Raw genomic sequence first — 14,930 nt, 5'->3', positions numbered from 1 at the left:
TATGGTGGCGAAGGCAATTCAACTGATGCACTCCCGGAGCGGTCTCTCGCGGACCGGATACTACGGCTTTAGCTGGACCTCGCTGGTTTTCGGCGGTGTTCCTGCCATCTTCCGCGGTGATCTCGTCATGGGTGCGAGCGTGTGTGTCGCAGGCGGCATCGCCGCGCTTCTGGTGGGGGTGATCGGTCTTGGCCTGCCGGGCCTGCTGGTCGGCTGGCTTGCCGTCGGCGCCGGCTGGGGCATGGTCTACAACAGGATCTACACAAAGCGGCTGATCGAACGTGGCTATCGCTTCGCGGACACCGACCAGCGCAATGCAGAGGCGCAGCGGGCCGTGGGCATGGACGGTATGCCGGTCGCATCGCGCGCGGGCGGCTGACAGCTGCCCGCCTCGCCAAGCGGCCCGGATCCCTCTCTCTGTCCGGACGTGGTTAAAGCGACGTTAACCAACCTTGCGTAATCTGACGTGAAGACGGGATGCGTGCGGGCGGGTGAAAAACCTTTCTGGCCATCGCGCGAAACCGAAACGTTCAGGCTGATCGACCATGGGCAGAAGCACTCCGGCCGCGATGGCGCCGAATTCCACCCGCCATGCGCTGGTGTCCTTCATCGTGCGCCAGATTCTCGCCCTGTGCGGTTTCGCTCTCTTCCTTGCCCTTGCCCTTGCCGTTGCCGCGCTTGCCAGCTGGAACGTTGCAGATCCGTCGTTCTCTTATGCCACCAGCAATCCGCCCACCAATCTGCTCGGCTATCCCGGTGCGGTGTTTGCCGACCTTATGATGCAGTTTTTCGGCCTTGCCAGCGTGCTGGCCTTGCTTCCGGTGCTGGCCTGGTCCCTGTCTCTGGTCTCCGGCCGCTCCTTCCGCCGCATTCCCGCACGCCTGGGCGGCTTTGCGCTGGGCACGGTGCTGGCAACGGCCGCGCTCGGCTGCTTTCCGGTGCCGATGACCTGGCCTATCCCCAACGGCATCGGCGGTGTCGTCGGCGACATGATCCTGCGCTTTCCTGCACTCTTTATCGGAAACTATCCGACTGGCACGGTGGCGATCGTTCTGGGCATGCTCTTTGCCGTGCCGGCCGTCTGGTTCCTGCTGTTTGCCGCCGGTCTCGTCGGTCGCGAGGAGGAGGAACTCTTTGACGAGGACGACGAGGAGGAGGCGCCTGTCCAGAGCCGCCGCCGGGCCGCGCCGGCGGACGAGGATGACGATGAGCGGGAGGGCTTCTTCGCCGGCCTGCTCGCCTTCGGGGCGCTGGCCCATTACTGGTACATCACGCAGGCAAGGCTGCGCCGGCTGCTGCGCATCGCGCCGCCCTCGCGCCAGACGGCCGCTTATGATGCGCCTTATGACTTCAACGAGGACGAGTTCGGCAAGCTGAATGAACCGGTTCGAGCCAAGGTCGGGTCTCCGGGTCGCCTCGAACCCTCCCTCGACAGCCCGATGTCCGATTTCATGGCGGCAAGGCGGCGCATCTCGCCGCCCTCGATGGGCGCCGTCGATGAGGCTGATGACGAGTCGATGCGTCCGGCCGGCATCCTGCCGGATGAGGATGACGAGCCTTCCTTCGATGCGCCGCGTCTGCGGCAGGCTGGGGCAAGGGCGTCCGGTCGCGTGGCGGCGCCTGCCGCACCGACGCGTCCAGGCGCCCGTGTCGTGCGGGAGGCGCAGTCTTCGTTGCTCGACCCGGAGGGTTTTCAGCTTCCCTCCGTCCATCTGCTCTCCGAGCCGCGCAACGTGGTGCGGGATGCCACGCTGTCGGCCGATGCGCTGGAGCAGAATGCCCGCATTCTCGAAGGCGTTCTCGAGGATTTCGGCGTCAAGGGCGAAATCATCCATGTGCGTCCGGGTCCTGTCGTCACGCTTTACGAACTCGAGCCGGCGCCCGGCATCAAGTCGTCACGCGTCATCGGCCTTGCCGATGACATTGCGCGGTCGATGAGTGCGATCGCCGCCCGCGTCGCGGTCGTTCCCGGCCGCAATGCGATCGGCATCGAGCTGCCGAACCAGGGTCGCGAGACGGTCTTCCTGCGCGAACTGATCGGCAGCGGCGACTTCGACGCCAGCAAGGCGAAGCTTGCCATGGCGCTCGGCAAGACGATCGGTGGCGAGCCTGTCATTGCCGACCTTGCCAAGATGCCGCATCTGCTCGTCGCAGGCACCACCGGTTCCGGCAAGTCGGTTGCCATCAACACCATGATCCTGTCGCTGCTCTACCGCATGACGCCGGACCAGTGCCGCCTGATCATGATCGATCCGAAAATGCTGGAACTCTCCGTCTATGACGGCATTCCCCATCTCCTGTCCCCTGTCGTCACCGATCCCAAGAAGGCGGTCGTGGCGCTCAAGTGGACCGTCCGCGAGATGGAGGAGCGCTACAAGAAGATGTCGAAGATCGGCGTGCGCAACATTGACGGCTTCAACAGCCGCGTGGAACAGGCTCTTGCCAAGGGCGAAGTGCTGACCCGCACCGTACAGACCGGCTTCGACCGGCAGACGGGCGAGGCGATCTACGAGACGGAAGAGTTCGACCTGAAACCGATGCCCTACATCGTCGTGATCATCGACGAAATGGCTGACCTGATGATGGTTGCGGGCAAGGATATCGAAGGTGCCGTGCAGCGCCTGGCGCAGATGGCGCGCGCTGCCGGTATTCATGTGATCATGGCGACGCAGCGCCCCTCCGTCGATGTCATCACCGGCACGATCAAGGCGAATTTCCCGACGCGAATCTCGTTCCAGGTGACGTCGAAGATCGACAGTCGCACCATTCTCGGCGAGCAGGGTGCCGAACAGCTGCTCGGCATGGGCGACATGCTCTATATGGCCGGCGGCGGGCGCATCCAGCGCGTGCACGGCCCCTTCGTCTCCGACAACGAGGTGGAAGACATCGTCTCGTACCTCAAGACGCAAGGCGCGCCGCAATATCTCGAGGCCATCACCGCCGACGAGGAGGATGACGAGGATGGCGGCGGCCCGGCCGGCACCGGCAATCTGTCGGACTCCGACGATCCCTATGATCAGGCCGTCGCCATCGTGCTGCGCGACGGCAAGGCGTCGACCTCCTATATCCAGCGCCGCCTCGGCATCGGTTACAACCGTGCCGCCTCGCTGATCGAGCGCATGGAGCAGGAGGGCATCATCAGCCCGGCCAACCATGCGGGCAAGCGCGAAATTCTCGTTCCGACCGAATCCGACATCATCGAGCGTTGAGGCCGTCTCGGCGAACGGCAGCGGGGGCATCTTCGCGGCCGCTGGCCTGCCCGACCGCCCTGCCGCTCCTGTCACGAAGCCGCCGTCTTTCGACGCCATAAGACGCCTGAAGGAGATCCCATGATGACACCCCGTTCTATTCCGTCGCACCGCCCGTCGCTCAGCCGCCGCCATCTGGTGCTTGGCCTTGCCGGGCTTGCGGCGGTCGGGCTTGCAGGAGCTCCCGCCCTGGCGCAGGGACCATCCGATGCAGCGCAGAAGATCGCCGACCATTTTTCCTCGGTAAAGACCATGACCGGCGAGTTCGTACAGTTCGGCCCGAGGGGCGAACAGACGGGCGGAAAATTCTTCATCGAACGTCCCGGCAAGCTGCGCTTCAATTTCGAGGATCCGTCGCCGATCCGTGTCATCGCCGATGGCAGTAACGTGGTCGTCGGCAATCTCAAGCTGAAGACCTGGGATCTCTATCCGCTCTCCAAGACGCCTCTCAGCCTGCTTCTGGCCGATCGCATCGATCTCTCCAACCAGATGGTGCGGTCGGTGAAGGAGGAAAGCGACCTCACCACCATCGTGCTCGGCAACAAGACCGTGTTCGGCGATTCCACGATCACCATGATGTTCGATCCGAAGACCTATGACCTGCGTCAGTGGACGATCACCGACCTGCAGGGCAAGGACACCACGGTGATGATCTACAATGTGCAGACCGGCGTCCGCTTCGACAGCAAGGTCTTCACCATTCCCTATGACGACGTCCACAAGCTGTAACGGCCTCATCCGCTGCCGCTCTGGCATGCCCGCGATGATCGGCCGGGCGGCCTTGCTCTTGGCAAGCGAAAGGTTCTAAACCTCGACGGATCACGTCGAGGTTTTTCGCATGTCCTTTTCCATCACCACCTGGAACATCAATTCGGTGCGCCTGCGCCTGCCGATCGTCCAGCAGTTCATCGCCCGGGCCCGGCCGGACATTCTCTGCCTGCAGGAAATCAAGTGCCGGGAACCGGAATTCCCGTTCGAACCGCTGAAGGAGATGGGCTATTCCCACATCATCCTGCATGGCCAGAAGGGCTATCACGGGGTGGCGATCCTCTCGAAGGTGCCGCTCCTTGAAGATCACCGGCAGGATTATTGCGGCGTCGGCGATGCACGCCACATTTCTGCGATCTTCGAGCGCGGCGGCCGGCGCATCCGCCTGCACAATTTCTATGTGCCCGCCGGTGGCGACGAGCCGGATCGCGGCATCAACCCGAAATTCGGCCACAAGCTGGATTTCGTGGAGGAAATGAAGGCGCTGAGGGCTGATCTCCCGGGCACCTCCTCCATTCTCGTCGGAGACCTCAACATCGCGCCGCTGGAGCATGACGTCTGGTCGCACAGGCAGATGCTGAAGATCGTCAGCCATACGCCGGTCGAGACCGAGGGTCTGCTGGAGGTGATGCGGCAGGGCGGCTGGCTGGACCTGATGCGCCAGCACGTGCCGGCCTCCGAAAAGCTCTACACCTGGTGGAGCTACCGCGCCAAGGACTGGGAAGCGGCCGATCGTGGCCGCCGGCTGGACCATGTCTGGTCTTCTTCCGATCTCGGTCCCCTTCTGGAGAACATCGAGGTTCTGAAGGAGGCGCGCGGCTGGGAACGTCCCTCCGACCATGTGCCGGTGACGGCCACCTTCCGCTTCTGAAATCGTGCCCTCCCGCCTCGAACGGGAGGGTTTTGCTTCCGCCGGGGGCGTTCAGCCGGCGCGACGGCGTGCGACGCAGGGCGCCATGACGCAGAGCAGTTCGAACAGGATATTGGCGCCGGCCAGCGCCGTCAGGCCCGCAACGTCGAAGGGCGGCGCGACCTCCACCACATCGGCCCCGACGATATCGATGCCGGCCAGCAGGCGCACCAGTTGCTGTGCCTCGCGCGTGGTGAAGCCGCCGATTTCCGGCGTGCCGGTGCCCGGTGCCATCGAGGGGTCGATGCTGTCGATGTCGAAGGTGACATAGGTCGCGCCGTCGCCGACGATGGCGCGCGCCTCCGCCATCACATCCTCGACGCCGCGCGCGACGAATTCCTCCATGTAGATGATCCGGATGCCCTGCGATTTCGCCCAGTCATGGTCGGTGGTGTCGTAGATCGAGCCGCGAATGCCGATCTGCACCATCCGCTTCGGATCGAGCAGGCCTTCCTCGATTGCCCGGCGGAAGGGCGTGCCGTGCGTGTATTTGTTGCCGCCGAAATAGCTGTCATTGGTGTCGGTATGGGCATCGAAATGCACCATGCCGACCGGTCGGGATTTGGCCACGGCCCGCAGCACCGGCAGGGTCGTCAGATGGTCGCCGCCGACGGAGAGCGGCAGCGCGCCGGCCGCGACGATGGCGGCAATGCCCTCCTCGATCCGCTTCAGCCCGTCCATCAGGTCTATGGGGTTGACCGAGACATCGCCCACATCGGCAACATTGGCGATGGAGAAGGGTTCGACACCCGACACATGATGCACGCGGCGGATCAGGCTGGACTGGTTGCGCACCTCGCGCGGCCCGTGGCGCGCGCCGGCCCGGTTCGTCGTGCCGCCATCCCAGGGAATGCCGACCAGCGCGATGTCGAGACCCTCGGGCGAGGCAACGGCCGGCAGGCGCATGAAGGTGGAATGGCCGGCAAAGCGCGGCACTTCGGCTGCATCGACGGGCTGGTGGAAGGCTGATGTCATGAAATTCTCCGGTCAGGATCGGCAGGCAACAACAATGCCGCTGCAGTGCAGCAGAACCGGTCGACGCTGTAAATGCCGCCACGCGAAAAGATCACCGTCAGGCGTCCGGCACCTCGAAGGCCTCGCCGGGGCGGAGCGCGCGGAAGCGCTGAGGCGCGATTGCCGCGGCGGTGAGGGCATTGCGAAGGGCTGCCAGAGGCTCCTCGATGCCTTCGTCCGTCAGCTTCACCGTGCCCCAGTGATGGCCGACGGCATGCGCGGCGCGGGCCAGTTGCATGCCGGCTACCGCCTCCGCCGGGTTCTGGTGCTGCGCCTGCATGAACCAGCGCGGCTCATAGGCGCCGATCGGCAGGATGGCGAGACGGAAGCTGCCATGCTTCTCCGCGGCGGCACGGTAATTGATGCCCTGGTGAAAGCCGGTATCGCCGATGTGGTAGATCTTGCCGGCCTGGGTCTCGATCACGAAGGCACCCCAGAGCGCCATGCGCCGGTCGTTCACGCCGCGTGCCGACCAGTGGTGGCAGGGCTCGCAATGGAGGGTGACATTCTTGCCGACATAGGCCTGCGAGCCCCAGTCCATCACGGTGATGCGCGGATCGTTGAGGTCCGGTCCGAAGATCGCATCATTGCCGAGCGGCGTGACGAAATGCGGCCGATGCGCCGCATGCAGGCGCTTCAGGGTGTCGAGATCGAGATGGTCGTAGTGATTGTGGGTGACGATGACGATGTCGATCGGCGGCAGGTCCTGCAGCCGGATACCCGGCGCATTGACCCGCTTCGGCCCGGCAAACGAGACGGGGCTCGTCCGCTCCGCCCAGACCGGATCGGTCAGGATATTGAGACCGGCCACTTGGATCAGCATCGAGGCATGCCCGACCATGGTGACGACGAGCCGGTTGCCCGTCACCCGCTTCTCCGGTACGGCGGGCGCAAAGGGGCTGGGATAGGCCTCAGGCCATGCGATGCTCTTGCCGTTGAAGCGCCAGCGCAGCAGGTTCATGAAGCCCTTCGGCTCCTCGCCGCCGGGATTGAAGAAGCGGGTTCCGTCGAAATGGTCCGAAACCGGCCCCTTGTAATAGCGATTGGCTGCCATGGCTCTCCCTGCCGCCAGCCCGCCGCCGAGAAGCGCGAGGCTGCCGATGCCTGTCCATTTCAAGAATTGGCGTCGTTTCATCATGAATCTATAGGAAGTGAGGGGTGACGCTTCAAGCGATGCTACGTCACATAAGGCGCTGCTGGATCAGAGCCTCAGGCTTGGCGCGATGTCGGTCCGGGCAAAATCCTCGCCCACGAACAGCAGCGGCGCATTGAGCGCCTTCGCCGTCGCATAGGCAAAGCAATCGCCGAAGTTCAGCCTTGCCGGATGGCCCGTGGCGCGGCCGAACCGGCGGGCCGCATCGAGCGCCAGCCGATGTGTGCCGGTTTCGAGCGGGATTTCGATGGCGCCTATGGCGTTCATGAAGTCCTCTACATCGGCCTGCACTTCTGCCAGAAGCGCTGCCGGTGTCGGCACCTGATCTTCGTAGATCGAGACTGCGGTCTTCCGGGCAAGGCTGACGACCGCCTCATACATGGTGATGGAGGTGTAGTGGATGGGATCGGCTGCCTCTCGAATGCGTTTCAGCAGATCGTCGGCCAAAACTTCCCGGGCGAGGATGGCGACCACGGCGGATGCATCCAGGAACATCAGACTTCCCACATCTCGTCCATGTAGGCTTTGTCATCGTAACGGGCAGGATGGCTTCCCATGCGAGACGCAATTCTGTCCTGAATCCTGGTAACACTGTCTTTTGGAGCCTGCCGGCCGTCGCCCCGCGTCAATTCGTTCTGGAGCGCCCGGCGGACCGCCTCGGATTTGCTCTTCGCGCCCAGTCGTCGCATGACCTCGCCGGCCAGGGCATCGATTTCCGCATCGCGAATGTCAAGGGACATCATCGGCCTCCGATCCATGAACCAAGCTCACCCTACCATAAGGCGCGACCCATCGCAAAATCGGGCGTTCCCGCAAAAATCCCTGAAAGCCTTGACTTCTGCGGCATCATCGGGTTTAAGCACGCCGATCTGCTCAAAGTTGACAAGACTTTAGCCACCGACCGGGACCCGCAAAGGTATAAAGAGATCCCGGAGGTCAACACCCGACAGCGCGTTGCGCCCTCGGGTGCTTTTTGGCTTTGCGTCTTGTTTTCGGGCGGTGAAGACCCGACGTTTCCGGTTCGACCGGCAAATGTCTAGAAGGATGACACGATGTTCGAAAACCTCCAGGACCGTCTTGGTTCCATCTTGAGTGGACTGACCGGCCGTGGCGCGCTCTCCGAGGCGGATGTCTCGGCAGCCCTGCGCGAGGTTCGCCGTGCGCTGCTCGAGGCAGACGTGGCGCTGGAAGTCGTGCGCGCCTTCACCGATCGTGTGCGCGAGAAGGCCGTTGGCGCCGAAGTCCTGAAGTCGATCAAGCCCGGCCAGATGGTCGTCAAGATCGTCCATGACGAACTGGTCGAGATGCTGGGCGCCGAGGGTGTCGCGATCGACCTGCATGCGGCAGCCCCGGTCGTCATCATGATGGTCGGTCTTCAGGGTTCGGGCAAGACCACGACATCAGGCAAGATCGCCAAGCGTCTGACGGAGCGCGACAAGAAGAAGGTCCTGATGGCCTCGCTCGACACGCGTCGTCCGGCCGCCCAGGAACAGTTGCGCCAGCTTGGACAGCAGACCGGCATCGATACGCTGCCGGTCATCGCCGGCCAGTCGCCGACGGATATCGCTGCGCGCGCCGTGCAGGCCGCGAGACTCGGCGGCCATGATGTCGTCATCCTCGATACTGCCGGCCGCACGCATATCGACGAGCCGCTGATGGCCGAGATGGCCGAGATCAAGGCCCGCTCGAAACCGCATGAGATTCTGCTGGTCGCCGACTCGCTGACCGGTCAGGACGCCGTCAATCTCGCTCGTAATTTCGATGAGCGCGTCGGCATCACCGGCCTCGTGCTGACCCGCATGGACGGCGATGGCCGTGGGGGGGCGGCGCTCTCCATGCGCGCCGTGACCGGCAAGCCGATCAAGCTGATCGGTGTCGGCGAAAAGATGTCGGAGCTGGAGGAGTTCCATCCCCGCCGCATCGCCGACCGTATTCTCGGCATGGGCGACATCGTCTCGCTCGTCGAAAAGGCGGCCGAAAATATCGACGCCGAAAAGGCGCGTGCCATGGCCGAGAAGATGGCCAAGGGCAAGTTCGACCTGAACGACCTCGCCGACCAGCTGCGCCAGATGAAGGCGATGGGCGGCATGGGCGGCATCATGGGCCTGATGCCCGGCATGGCAGGCATGAAGGACAAGCTGGCCGCGTCCGGCATGAACGACAAGATGTTCGACAGGCAGATCGCCATCATCTCCTCGATGACCAAGGCCGAGCGTGCCAATCCGGACATTCTCAAGCATTCGCGCAAGAAGCGCATCGCGGCGGGCTCCGGCACGGATGCCGCCGAAATCAACAAGCTGCTCAAGATGCATCGCCAGATGGCCGATATGATGAAGGCCATGGGCGGCAAGGGCAAGGGCGGCATCATGAAGCAGATGATGGGCGGCCTGGCCGGCAAGATGGGCCTCGGTGGTCTCGGCGGCGGCATGCCGGATCTGTCGAACATGGATCCGAAGCAGCTCGAAGCGCTGGCCCGGCAGGCGGAAGCCGCGGGCTTCAAGCCGGGTTCGATGCCGGGCCTGCCGGGTGGAATGCCGGGTGGCGGCCTGCCGGGTCTCGGCGGTGCCAAGCTCCCGGGCCTGGGCGGTCTTCCGGGCCTGCCCGGTATGCCCAAGAAGAAGTGAGGGTTTTTCGATGGTTGATCCGAAGGTGAAGGAACAGCTCGGCAAATACCGCCAGTCGATCGACAACATCGACGCGGCGCTGGTGCACATGCTGGCCGAGCGTTTCCGCTGCACCAAGGAAGTGGGCATCCTGAAGGCCCTTTACGATTTGCCGCCGGCCGATCCGGCGCGCGAGGAATACCAGATCGAACGGCTGCGCCGCCTGGCCAAGGATGCGCAGCTCGATCCGGACTTTGCGGAAAAATTCCTGAATTTCATCATCAAGGAAGTCATCCGTCACCATGAAGCCATTGCCGCCGAACATGGCGGTGCAACCGAAAAGACCGCCTGACGGCGGACTCGACACCAGACAGCCCGTCGAAGAGGACGGCCTGAACCGAAACTGAAGGAGTTAGAAATGTCCCTGAAGATCCGTCTCGCCCGTGGTGGTTCCAAGAAGCGCCCGTATTATCACGTTGTTGTTGCCGATGCCCGCTCGCCGCGCGATGGCCGCTTCATCGCGACCGTCGGTTCCTGGAACCCGATGCTGGCCAAGGACAACGAGCAGCGCGTCGTTCTCGATGCCGAAGCCATCAAGGCCTGGGTTGCCAAGGGCGCACAGCCGACCGACCGCGTTCTGCGTTTCATGGCGGAAGCCGGCATTGCCGAGCGCGACGCCCGCAGCAACCCGACCAAGGCTCAGCCCGGCAAGAAGGCTGTCGAGCGCGCCAAGGAAAAGGCTGCCAAGGCTGCCGAAGCCGCTGAAGCTGCTGCTGCCGAATAAGGCTGCACGCATTCCCGCATGACGGGCCTGCTTGACGGGCGGGTGGCATGGCGACGTGCCGCCTGCTTTGCGTTTTCAACAGGCTGTTTTCAAGTCGTGCGATTGGCTGTAGAGCATCCGTCGATGAAAGAGGGAGCCACCATGGCCAAGCTGGAAAACCCCGTCCTGATGGCAACGATCGGCGCGGCGCAGGGCCTGCGCGGCGAGGTTCGCGTGCGCGCCTTCACCGCCGATCCGCTGGCGCTCGGCGATTACGGCAATTTGCACAGCGCCGACGGCCGCGTCTTCGAGATCCTCGAGATCCGCGAGGCGAAAAATGTCGTGATCGTGAGGTTCCGCGGCGTCAACGACCGCAATGCCGCCGAGGCGCTGAACGGGCTCGAATTGTTCATCGACCGCGACAACCTGCCGGACGAGGAACTGGACGAAGACGAATTCTTCTACGCCGACCTGGAAGGGCTCGAAGCCGTCGATGCCGAGGGAAACAGCTACGGCCAGGTGAGTGGCGTCTTCGATTTCGGAGCAGGCGATCTTCTGGAGCTCAAGGGACCGGGTCGTCGCCCGACGCTCATTCCCTTCTCCGAGGCGGCCGTGCTGGAAATCGACCTGGACGCCGGCCGCATCCTGGTCGATCCGGTCGCTGCCGGTCTGGTCGAGACGCCGGACGAGGATGCGCCGCCCGAGCCGAATGGCAAGACGGGCGGCAAATCCGGCCGCAAGCCGAAGGGCGAGGCGGAGTGACGGCCGCCATGCCCTATCGCGCCACCATCCTGACGCTCTATCCCGACATGTTTCCGGGCCATCTCGGCCATTCTCTGGCCGGCAAGGCCCTGGAACGGGGCGACTGGTCGCTGGAGACGGTGCAGATCCGCGATTTTGCGACCGACCGGCACCGGACGGTGGACGATACGCCGGCTGGCGGCGGTGCCGGCATGGTGCTGAAGCCGGACGTCTTGGCGCGCGCCATCGATTCGGTGGCCACCGACCCGCGTCCGCGCCTGCTGATGAGCCCGCGCGGTCGCCCGCTGACGCAGGAGCGGGTGCGTCAACTGGCGGAGGGCGAGGGGGTGGTGATCGTCTGCGGCCGCTTCGAAGGGGTCGACCAGCGGGTCATCGAGGCACGGGCGCTCGAGGAAGTCTCGATCGGCGACTATATTCTGTCGGGTGGTGAACCGGCGGCGCTGACGCTGCTCGACGCCGTGGTGCGCATCCTGCCGGGCGTCATGGGCAATGCCGCCTCCGGCACGCATGAAAGCTTCGAGACCGGGCTTCTGGAGCATCCCCACTATACCCGGCCGCAAGAGTTCGAAGGGCAGGGCATTCCCGCCGTGCTCACCTCCGGCAACCATGCGGCCATCGACCGCTGGCGGCACGAGCAGGCGCTCGCGCTGACGAAGGAGCGCCGCCCGGATCTGCTTGCAAAACCCTCTCAGCCGGTGACGAAGTAATAGACGGTCAGGGCGGCACCGACAGCCACCACGATCATCCGCATGATGGTTTGTGGCACGCGCCGTGCCGCCCACACACCGGCATAGCCGCCGGCTGCCACGGCCGGGATCATCACGATTGCCTGCGGCCAGGCGACCACGCCGCCGCTGACGAAGACGATGATGGCAACTGCCGCGATGACCGTTGCGAGCAGGTTCTTCAGCGCATTCAGATGATGATAGCTGCCGCCGGTCGTCAGTCCCAGCACGGCGAGCATCATGATGCCCATGCCGGCGCCGAAGAAGCCGCCATAGATCGCAGTCACTCCCTGCCCGGCGAGGCTGGAGAGCGAGCTTGCGGAGCGCTCGGCCGTGGCCTTCGGCTTCAGAAGCGGGCCGGCTGCGAAGATGGCCGTTGCCGCGGCCAGCAGCCAGGGCACCAGCGCCCGGAAGGAGGGGTTGGAGAGCGCCAGCAGGATCAGCGCGCCGGCAAGCCCACCGAGGGCCGAGACAAGCGTCAGCGCCACGGCGCTGCGCCAGCGCTTCAGAAGCTCGTCCTTATAGGCGAGCGTGGAGGTGACATAACCCGGAAACTGGACGATCGAGGAGGTGGCATTGGCGGAAATCGGCGGAATGCCGGCCAGCGTCAGGGCGCCGAAGGTGAGGAAGGTGCCGCCGCCGGCAATCGCGTTCACCGCGCCCGACAGAAAGCCGGCCACGAACAGCAGCCCGATCATCGACAATGTCATGCGGTGTCCTCCCAAACCCCGTTGCCTTTGCAGATAAACGGCATGGGCCGTTGCCACAAGCCGGGTTTCGCCGGATCTTTCGGCAGATTCAGCGCGGGGCGGGGTGACAAGCGTGACAGTTTCGTGTAATGGCCCCCGCACGGACAAGGGATATTCTCCCGTTGACCGAAACAAAGGATGGCGAATTCGCCCCTGCCCGCAAGGGCACGGCTCCAAGGCATTGTCCGAGGATGTCGCGGTTTGGGCGCTCTGGCTGTTTCAGAAGAACTCAGAGGTTAACATGACCAATATCATCGCTCAGTTGGAAGCCGAACAGGTTGCCAAGATCGAAGCCATTCGCAAGCTTCCGGAATTTTCCCCGGGTGACACGCTGCGCGTCAACGTGAAGGTAACGGAAGGCAACCGTACCCGCGTTCAGGCCTATGAAGGCGTTTGCATCGCCCGCTCCGGCGGCGGCATCAACGAAAGCTTCACCGTTCGCAAGATCTCCTATGGCGAAGGCGTCGAGCGCGTCTTCCCGGTCTACTCCCCGATGGTCGAAAGCGTCGAAGTCGTTCGTCGCGGCAAGGTCCGTCGCGCCAAGCTCTACTACCTGCGCGATCGTCGCGGCAAGTCGGCCCGTATCGTTGAAGCTACCAACATTCGCGCCCGCAAGCTCAACGAAGCCGAGCGCAGTGCAGCCGCTGAAGAGCGCGCACGCGTCGAAGCGGAAAAGGTTGCAGCAGCACAGGCTCTCGCCGCCGAAAAGGCAGCAGCAGAAGCCGCAGCGGCAGCAGCATCGGAATAAGATGTCCCATTCGGGATATTGTCTTGGAAGGCGGGCTCAGGCCCGCCTTTTTCATTGGGCCTCGGCTTTCTCGATGATCGCCGGCAGGTCTTTCAGAATGGAATCGCGGGCCCTGGCGCTGGCGGAGCCGGGCAGTTTCTTCTCATCCTGCACGAGGCGCACGAACACGATTGCGCGCGTGTCGGCCTGACCAAGGCCCACGAACCATCCCCAGGGGTGTTCATAGTCGAAGCGGCCATCGCCCGCGCGCGGATAGGCCATGCCCGTCTTTCCCTTTACCGTCCAGCCGGTTCCGGCCACGGGGAAGCTTTCCATGGCCGCCACGGCCTTGTCCATCGCCTGCGGTGCAACCGGCAGCGACCGGCTGGAAAGCTTGCGCAGGAAGGCGATCTGTTCCTTCGGGGAGATTTTGAGCGAGGACGCGATCCACGCGCGATCGAGGCCGTTGTTCTTGCCGGGATCGCCGGAAAAATCCGCATTGCCGTAGTTGAAGGCCTTGGCATAGGCCGCCAGCCTTTCGGCGCCAAGTCGGTGGGTGATGCGCTGGGAAAACCAGACGACGGAATATTTCAGCCAGCGCTCGGCATCGGTAGGCTTCTTCCATTCCGCGCCGCCCCAATCCGGATCGCCTTTTTTGAATTCGAGCACCGGCTCGTGCGGGCTCTTCAGAACAGCGGAATCGAAGCCCATCACGGCGAGCGGCACCTTGAAGGTGGAGGCGGGGGTGACGCGACCGGCGCAATCACCCTCTTCCGCCAGCACCGTTCCGGTTTCGGCATCAGCGACCATCGTGCAGATGGTTCTGGCCTGCGCGGGCGCGAGAGCGGTAAGCGCGCCCGAAAAGGCAAGGGCAAGAAAAAGTGCAGGTCGCATCATGTCAGTCCTCCTCGACATCGTGTGCTGCTTGTGAACTGCCAAGATGTCGAGAAGGCGGCACCGCTCATCTCTTCACGGCGGAATCCCAGTGCTCGTCCGCCTTGCCGTCGATGATCCGCCAGGTATCGAACCAGGTCGTGGTATAGGTTTTCGCCGGATCCTTTGGGTCCTTTTCGGTGCGCACCGTGGCAACGGTCACGAGGTCACCTTCCGCCTGTACGAAAACGATCGGGCTCTTCAGCCTGTCCTCAATGGGGATTGGCTTGACGCCCAGTCCCTTCGTGAAGAAATCCACCACGCTCTGGCGTCCGGAAGGCGCATTCGGATTGTGCTGAATATAGCGCTCGCTGAGGTAATCGGCCGCCCTGTCCCAGTGGTGAGCCTCCAGCAGATCGCGATAGATCTTGTAGATGAGCTGCTTGTTGGCGTTGAGCGCGGGATCGGGGCTTGTGAACTGTGCTTCCTTGTCGGCTGCGGCGACAACCGCTTCCTGCGTTGCAGCGAGATGGGGAAGAGCGGCTGTGCCGAGTGCCAGCGCAGCGACGAAGGCGATGTATTTCATGCGGATGTCTCCCGGGATGGATGCCCTGCCGAGATAGGCATGCATCCGG

At 63.8% G+C, this 14,930-nt stretch carries 17 protein-coding genes; 10 read left to right on the top strand and 7 right to left on the bottom strand.

What is annotated here, in order from left to right:
* The first annotated feature begins 4 nt into the window (after positions 1–4).
* From F3H95_RS15345 to F3H95_RS15330, 4 genes are all read left to right on the top strand, one after another.
* Positions 5–379, top strand: coding sequence for a hypothetical protein (locus F3H95_RS15345; protein ID WP_143126252.1), 375 nt, complete (start codon positions 5–7; stop codon positions 377–379).
* 166 nt (positions 380–545) lie between these two features.
* A complete protein-coding gene (locus F3H95_RS15340) occupies positions 546–3,209 on the top strand; it encodes a DNA translocase FtsK (RefSeq protein ID WP_149746634.1) in 2,664 nt (887 codons plus the stop codon).
* Positions 3,210–3,329: 120 nt separating this feature from the next.
* Positions 3,330–3,977, top strand: coding sequence for an outer membrane lipoprotein carrier protein LolA (locus F3H95_RS15335; protein WP_149746633.1), 648 nt, complete (start codon positions 3,330–3,332; stop codon positions 3,975–3,977).
* Between the two features lie 109 nt (positions 3,978–4,086).
* Positions 4,087–4,887 (top strand): exodeoxyribonuclease III, encoded by an 801-nt coding sequence (locus F3H95_RS15330; RefSeq protein ID WP_149746632.1) that lies wholly within the window; start codon positions 4,087–4,089, stop codon positions 4,885–4,887.
* 51 nt (positions 4,888–4,938) lie between these two features.
* Here the strand turns inward: F3H95_RS15330 and speB are convergent, their stop codons facing one another.
* From speB to F3H95_RS15310, 4 genes are all read right to left on the bottom strand, one after another.
* A complete protein-coding gene (gene speB / locus F3H95_RS15325) occupies positions 4,939–5,901 on the bottom strand; it encodes an agmatinase (protein WP_143126248.1) in 963 nt (320 codons plus the stop codon).
* Between the two features lie 97 nt (positions 5,902–5,998).
* Positions 5,999–7,075, bottom strand: coding sequence for an MBL fold metallo-hydrolase (locus F3H95_RS15320; RefSeq protein WP_149746631.1), 1,077 nt, complete (start codon positions 7,073–7,075; stop codon positions 5,999–6,001).
* A 66-nt stretch (positions 7,076–7,141) separates the two neighbouring features.
* Positions 7,142–7,588 (bottom strand): type II toxin-antitoxin system VapC family toxin, encoded by a 447-nt coding sequence (locus F3H95_RS15315; protein ID WP_149746630.1) that lies wholly within the window; start codon positions 7,586–7,588, stop codon positions 7,142–7,144.
* On the bottom strand, positions 7,588–7,833 hold the full coding sequence (locus tag F3H95_RS15310; protein WP_143126245.1) for a type II toxin-antitoxin system VapB family antitoxin: 246 nt from the start codon (positions 7,831–7,833) through the stop codon (positions 7,588–7,590). Before F3H95_RS15310 ends, F3H95_RS15315 begins: the two co-directional genes overlap by 1 nt.
* A gap of 312 nt (positions 7,834–8,145) precedes the next feature.
* Between F3H95_RS15310 and ffh the strand changes: the two genes are divergently transcribed.
* The 5 genes from ffh to trmD all read left to right on the top strand — a co-directional run bounded on the left by ffh (position 8,146) and on the right by trmD (position 11,928).
* Positions 8,146–9,717: a signal recognition particle protein gene (gene ffh / locus F3H95_RS15305; RefSeq protein ID WP_143126244.1), complete on the top strand. Its 1,572-nt coding sequence runs from the start codon at positions 8,146–8,148 to the stop codon at positions 9,715–9,717.
* A gap of 10 nt (positions 9,718–9,727) precedes the next feature.
* Positions 9,728–10,048 (top strand): chorismate mutase, encoded by a 321-nt coding sequence (locus F3H95_RS15300; protein WP_143126243.1) that lies wholly within the window; start codon positions 9,728–9,730, stop codon positions 10,046–10,048.
* Positions 10,049–10,114: 66 nt separating this feature from the next.
* Entirely contained in the window at positions 10,115–10,480 is a 366-nt protein-coding gene (gene rpsP / locus F3H95_RS15295) for a 30S ribosomal protein S16 (RefSeq protein WP_143126242.1), read from the top strand.
* A 141-nt stretch (positions 10,481–10,621) separates the two neighbouring features.
* The gene (gene rimM, locus F3H95_RS15290; protein WP_149746629.1) at positions 10,622–11,221 is read left to right on the top strand and encodes a ribosome maturation factor RimM; all 600 of its coding nucleotides are present in this window, start codon (positions 10,622–10,624) and stop codon (positions 11,219–11,221) included.
* A gap of 8 nt (positions 11,222–11,229) precedes the next feature.
* Positions 11,230–11,928: a tRNA (guanosine(37)-N1)-methyltransferase TrmD gene (gene trmD, locus F3H95_RS15285; protein ID WP_149746721.1), complete on the top strand. Its 699-nt coding sequence runs from the start codon at positions 11,230–11,232 to the stop codon at positions 11,926–11,928.
* On the opposite strand, the gene F3H95_RS15280 is transcribed toward trmD, so the two are convergent.
* Positions 11,910–12,656 (bottom strand): sulfite exporter TauE/SafE family protein, encoded by a 747-nt coding sequence (locus F3H95_RS15280; RefSeq protein WP_149746628.1) that lies wholly within the window; start codon positions 12,654–12,656, stop codon positions 11,910–11,912. The two genes, trmD and F3H95_RS15280, sit on opposite strands and share 19 nt — an antisense overlap.
* Positions 12,657–12,936: 280 nt before the next feature.
* Between F3H95_RS15280 and rplS the strand changes: the two genes are divergently transcribed.
* On the top strand, positions 12,937–13,443 hold the full coding sequence (gene rplS / locus F3H95_RS15275) for a 50S ribosomal protein L19 (protein ID WP_143126239.1): 507 nt from the start codon (positions 12,937–12,939) through the stop codon (positions 13,441–13,443).
* Positions 13,444–13,494: 51 nt separating this feature from the next.
* Here rplS and blaOXA read toward each other — a convergent pair whose 3' ends face one another.
* The gene (gene blaOXA, locus F3H95_RS15270; protein ID WP_149746627.1) at positions 13,495–14,319 is read right to left on the bottom strand and encodes a class D beta-lactamase; all 825 of its coding nucleotides are present in this window, start codon (positions 14,317–14,319) and stop codon (positions 13,495–13,497) included.
* 64 nt (positions 14,320–14,383) lie between these two features.
* On the bottom strand, positions 14,384–14,881 hold the full coding sequence (locus tag F3H95_RS15265; RefSeq protein WP_149746626.1) for a nuclear transport factor 2 family protein: 498 nt from the start codon (positions 14,879–14,881) through the stop codon (positions 14,384–14,386).
* Positions 14,882–14,930: the final 49 nt, after the last annotated feature.

Source organism: Rhizobium sp. RU35A, assembly GCF_900156005.1.
Taxonomy (GTDB): Bacteria; Pseudomonadota; Alphaproteobacteria; order Rhizobiales; family Rhizobiaceae; genus Neorhizobium; species Neorhizobium straminoryzae.
This window is presented reverse-complemented; position numbering and strand designations above follow the sequence as displayed.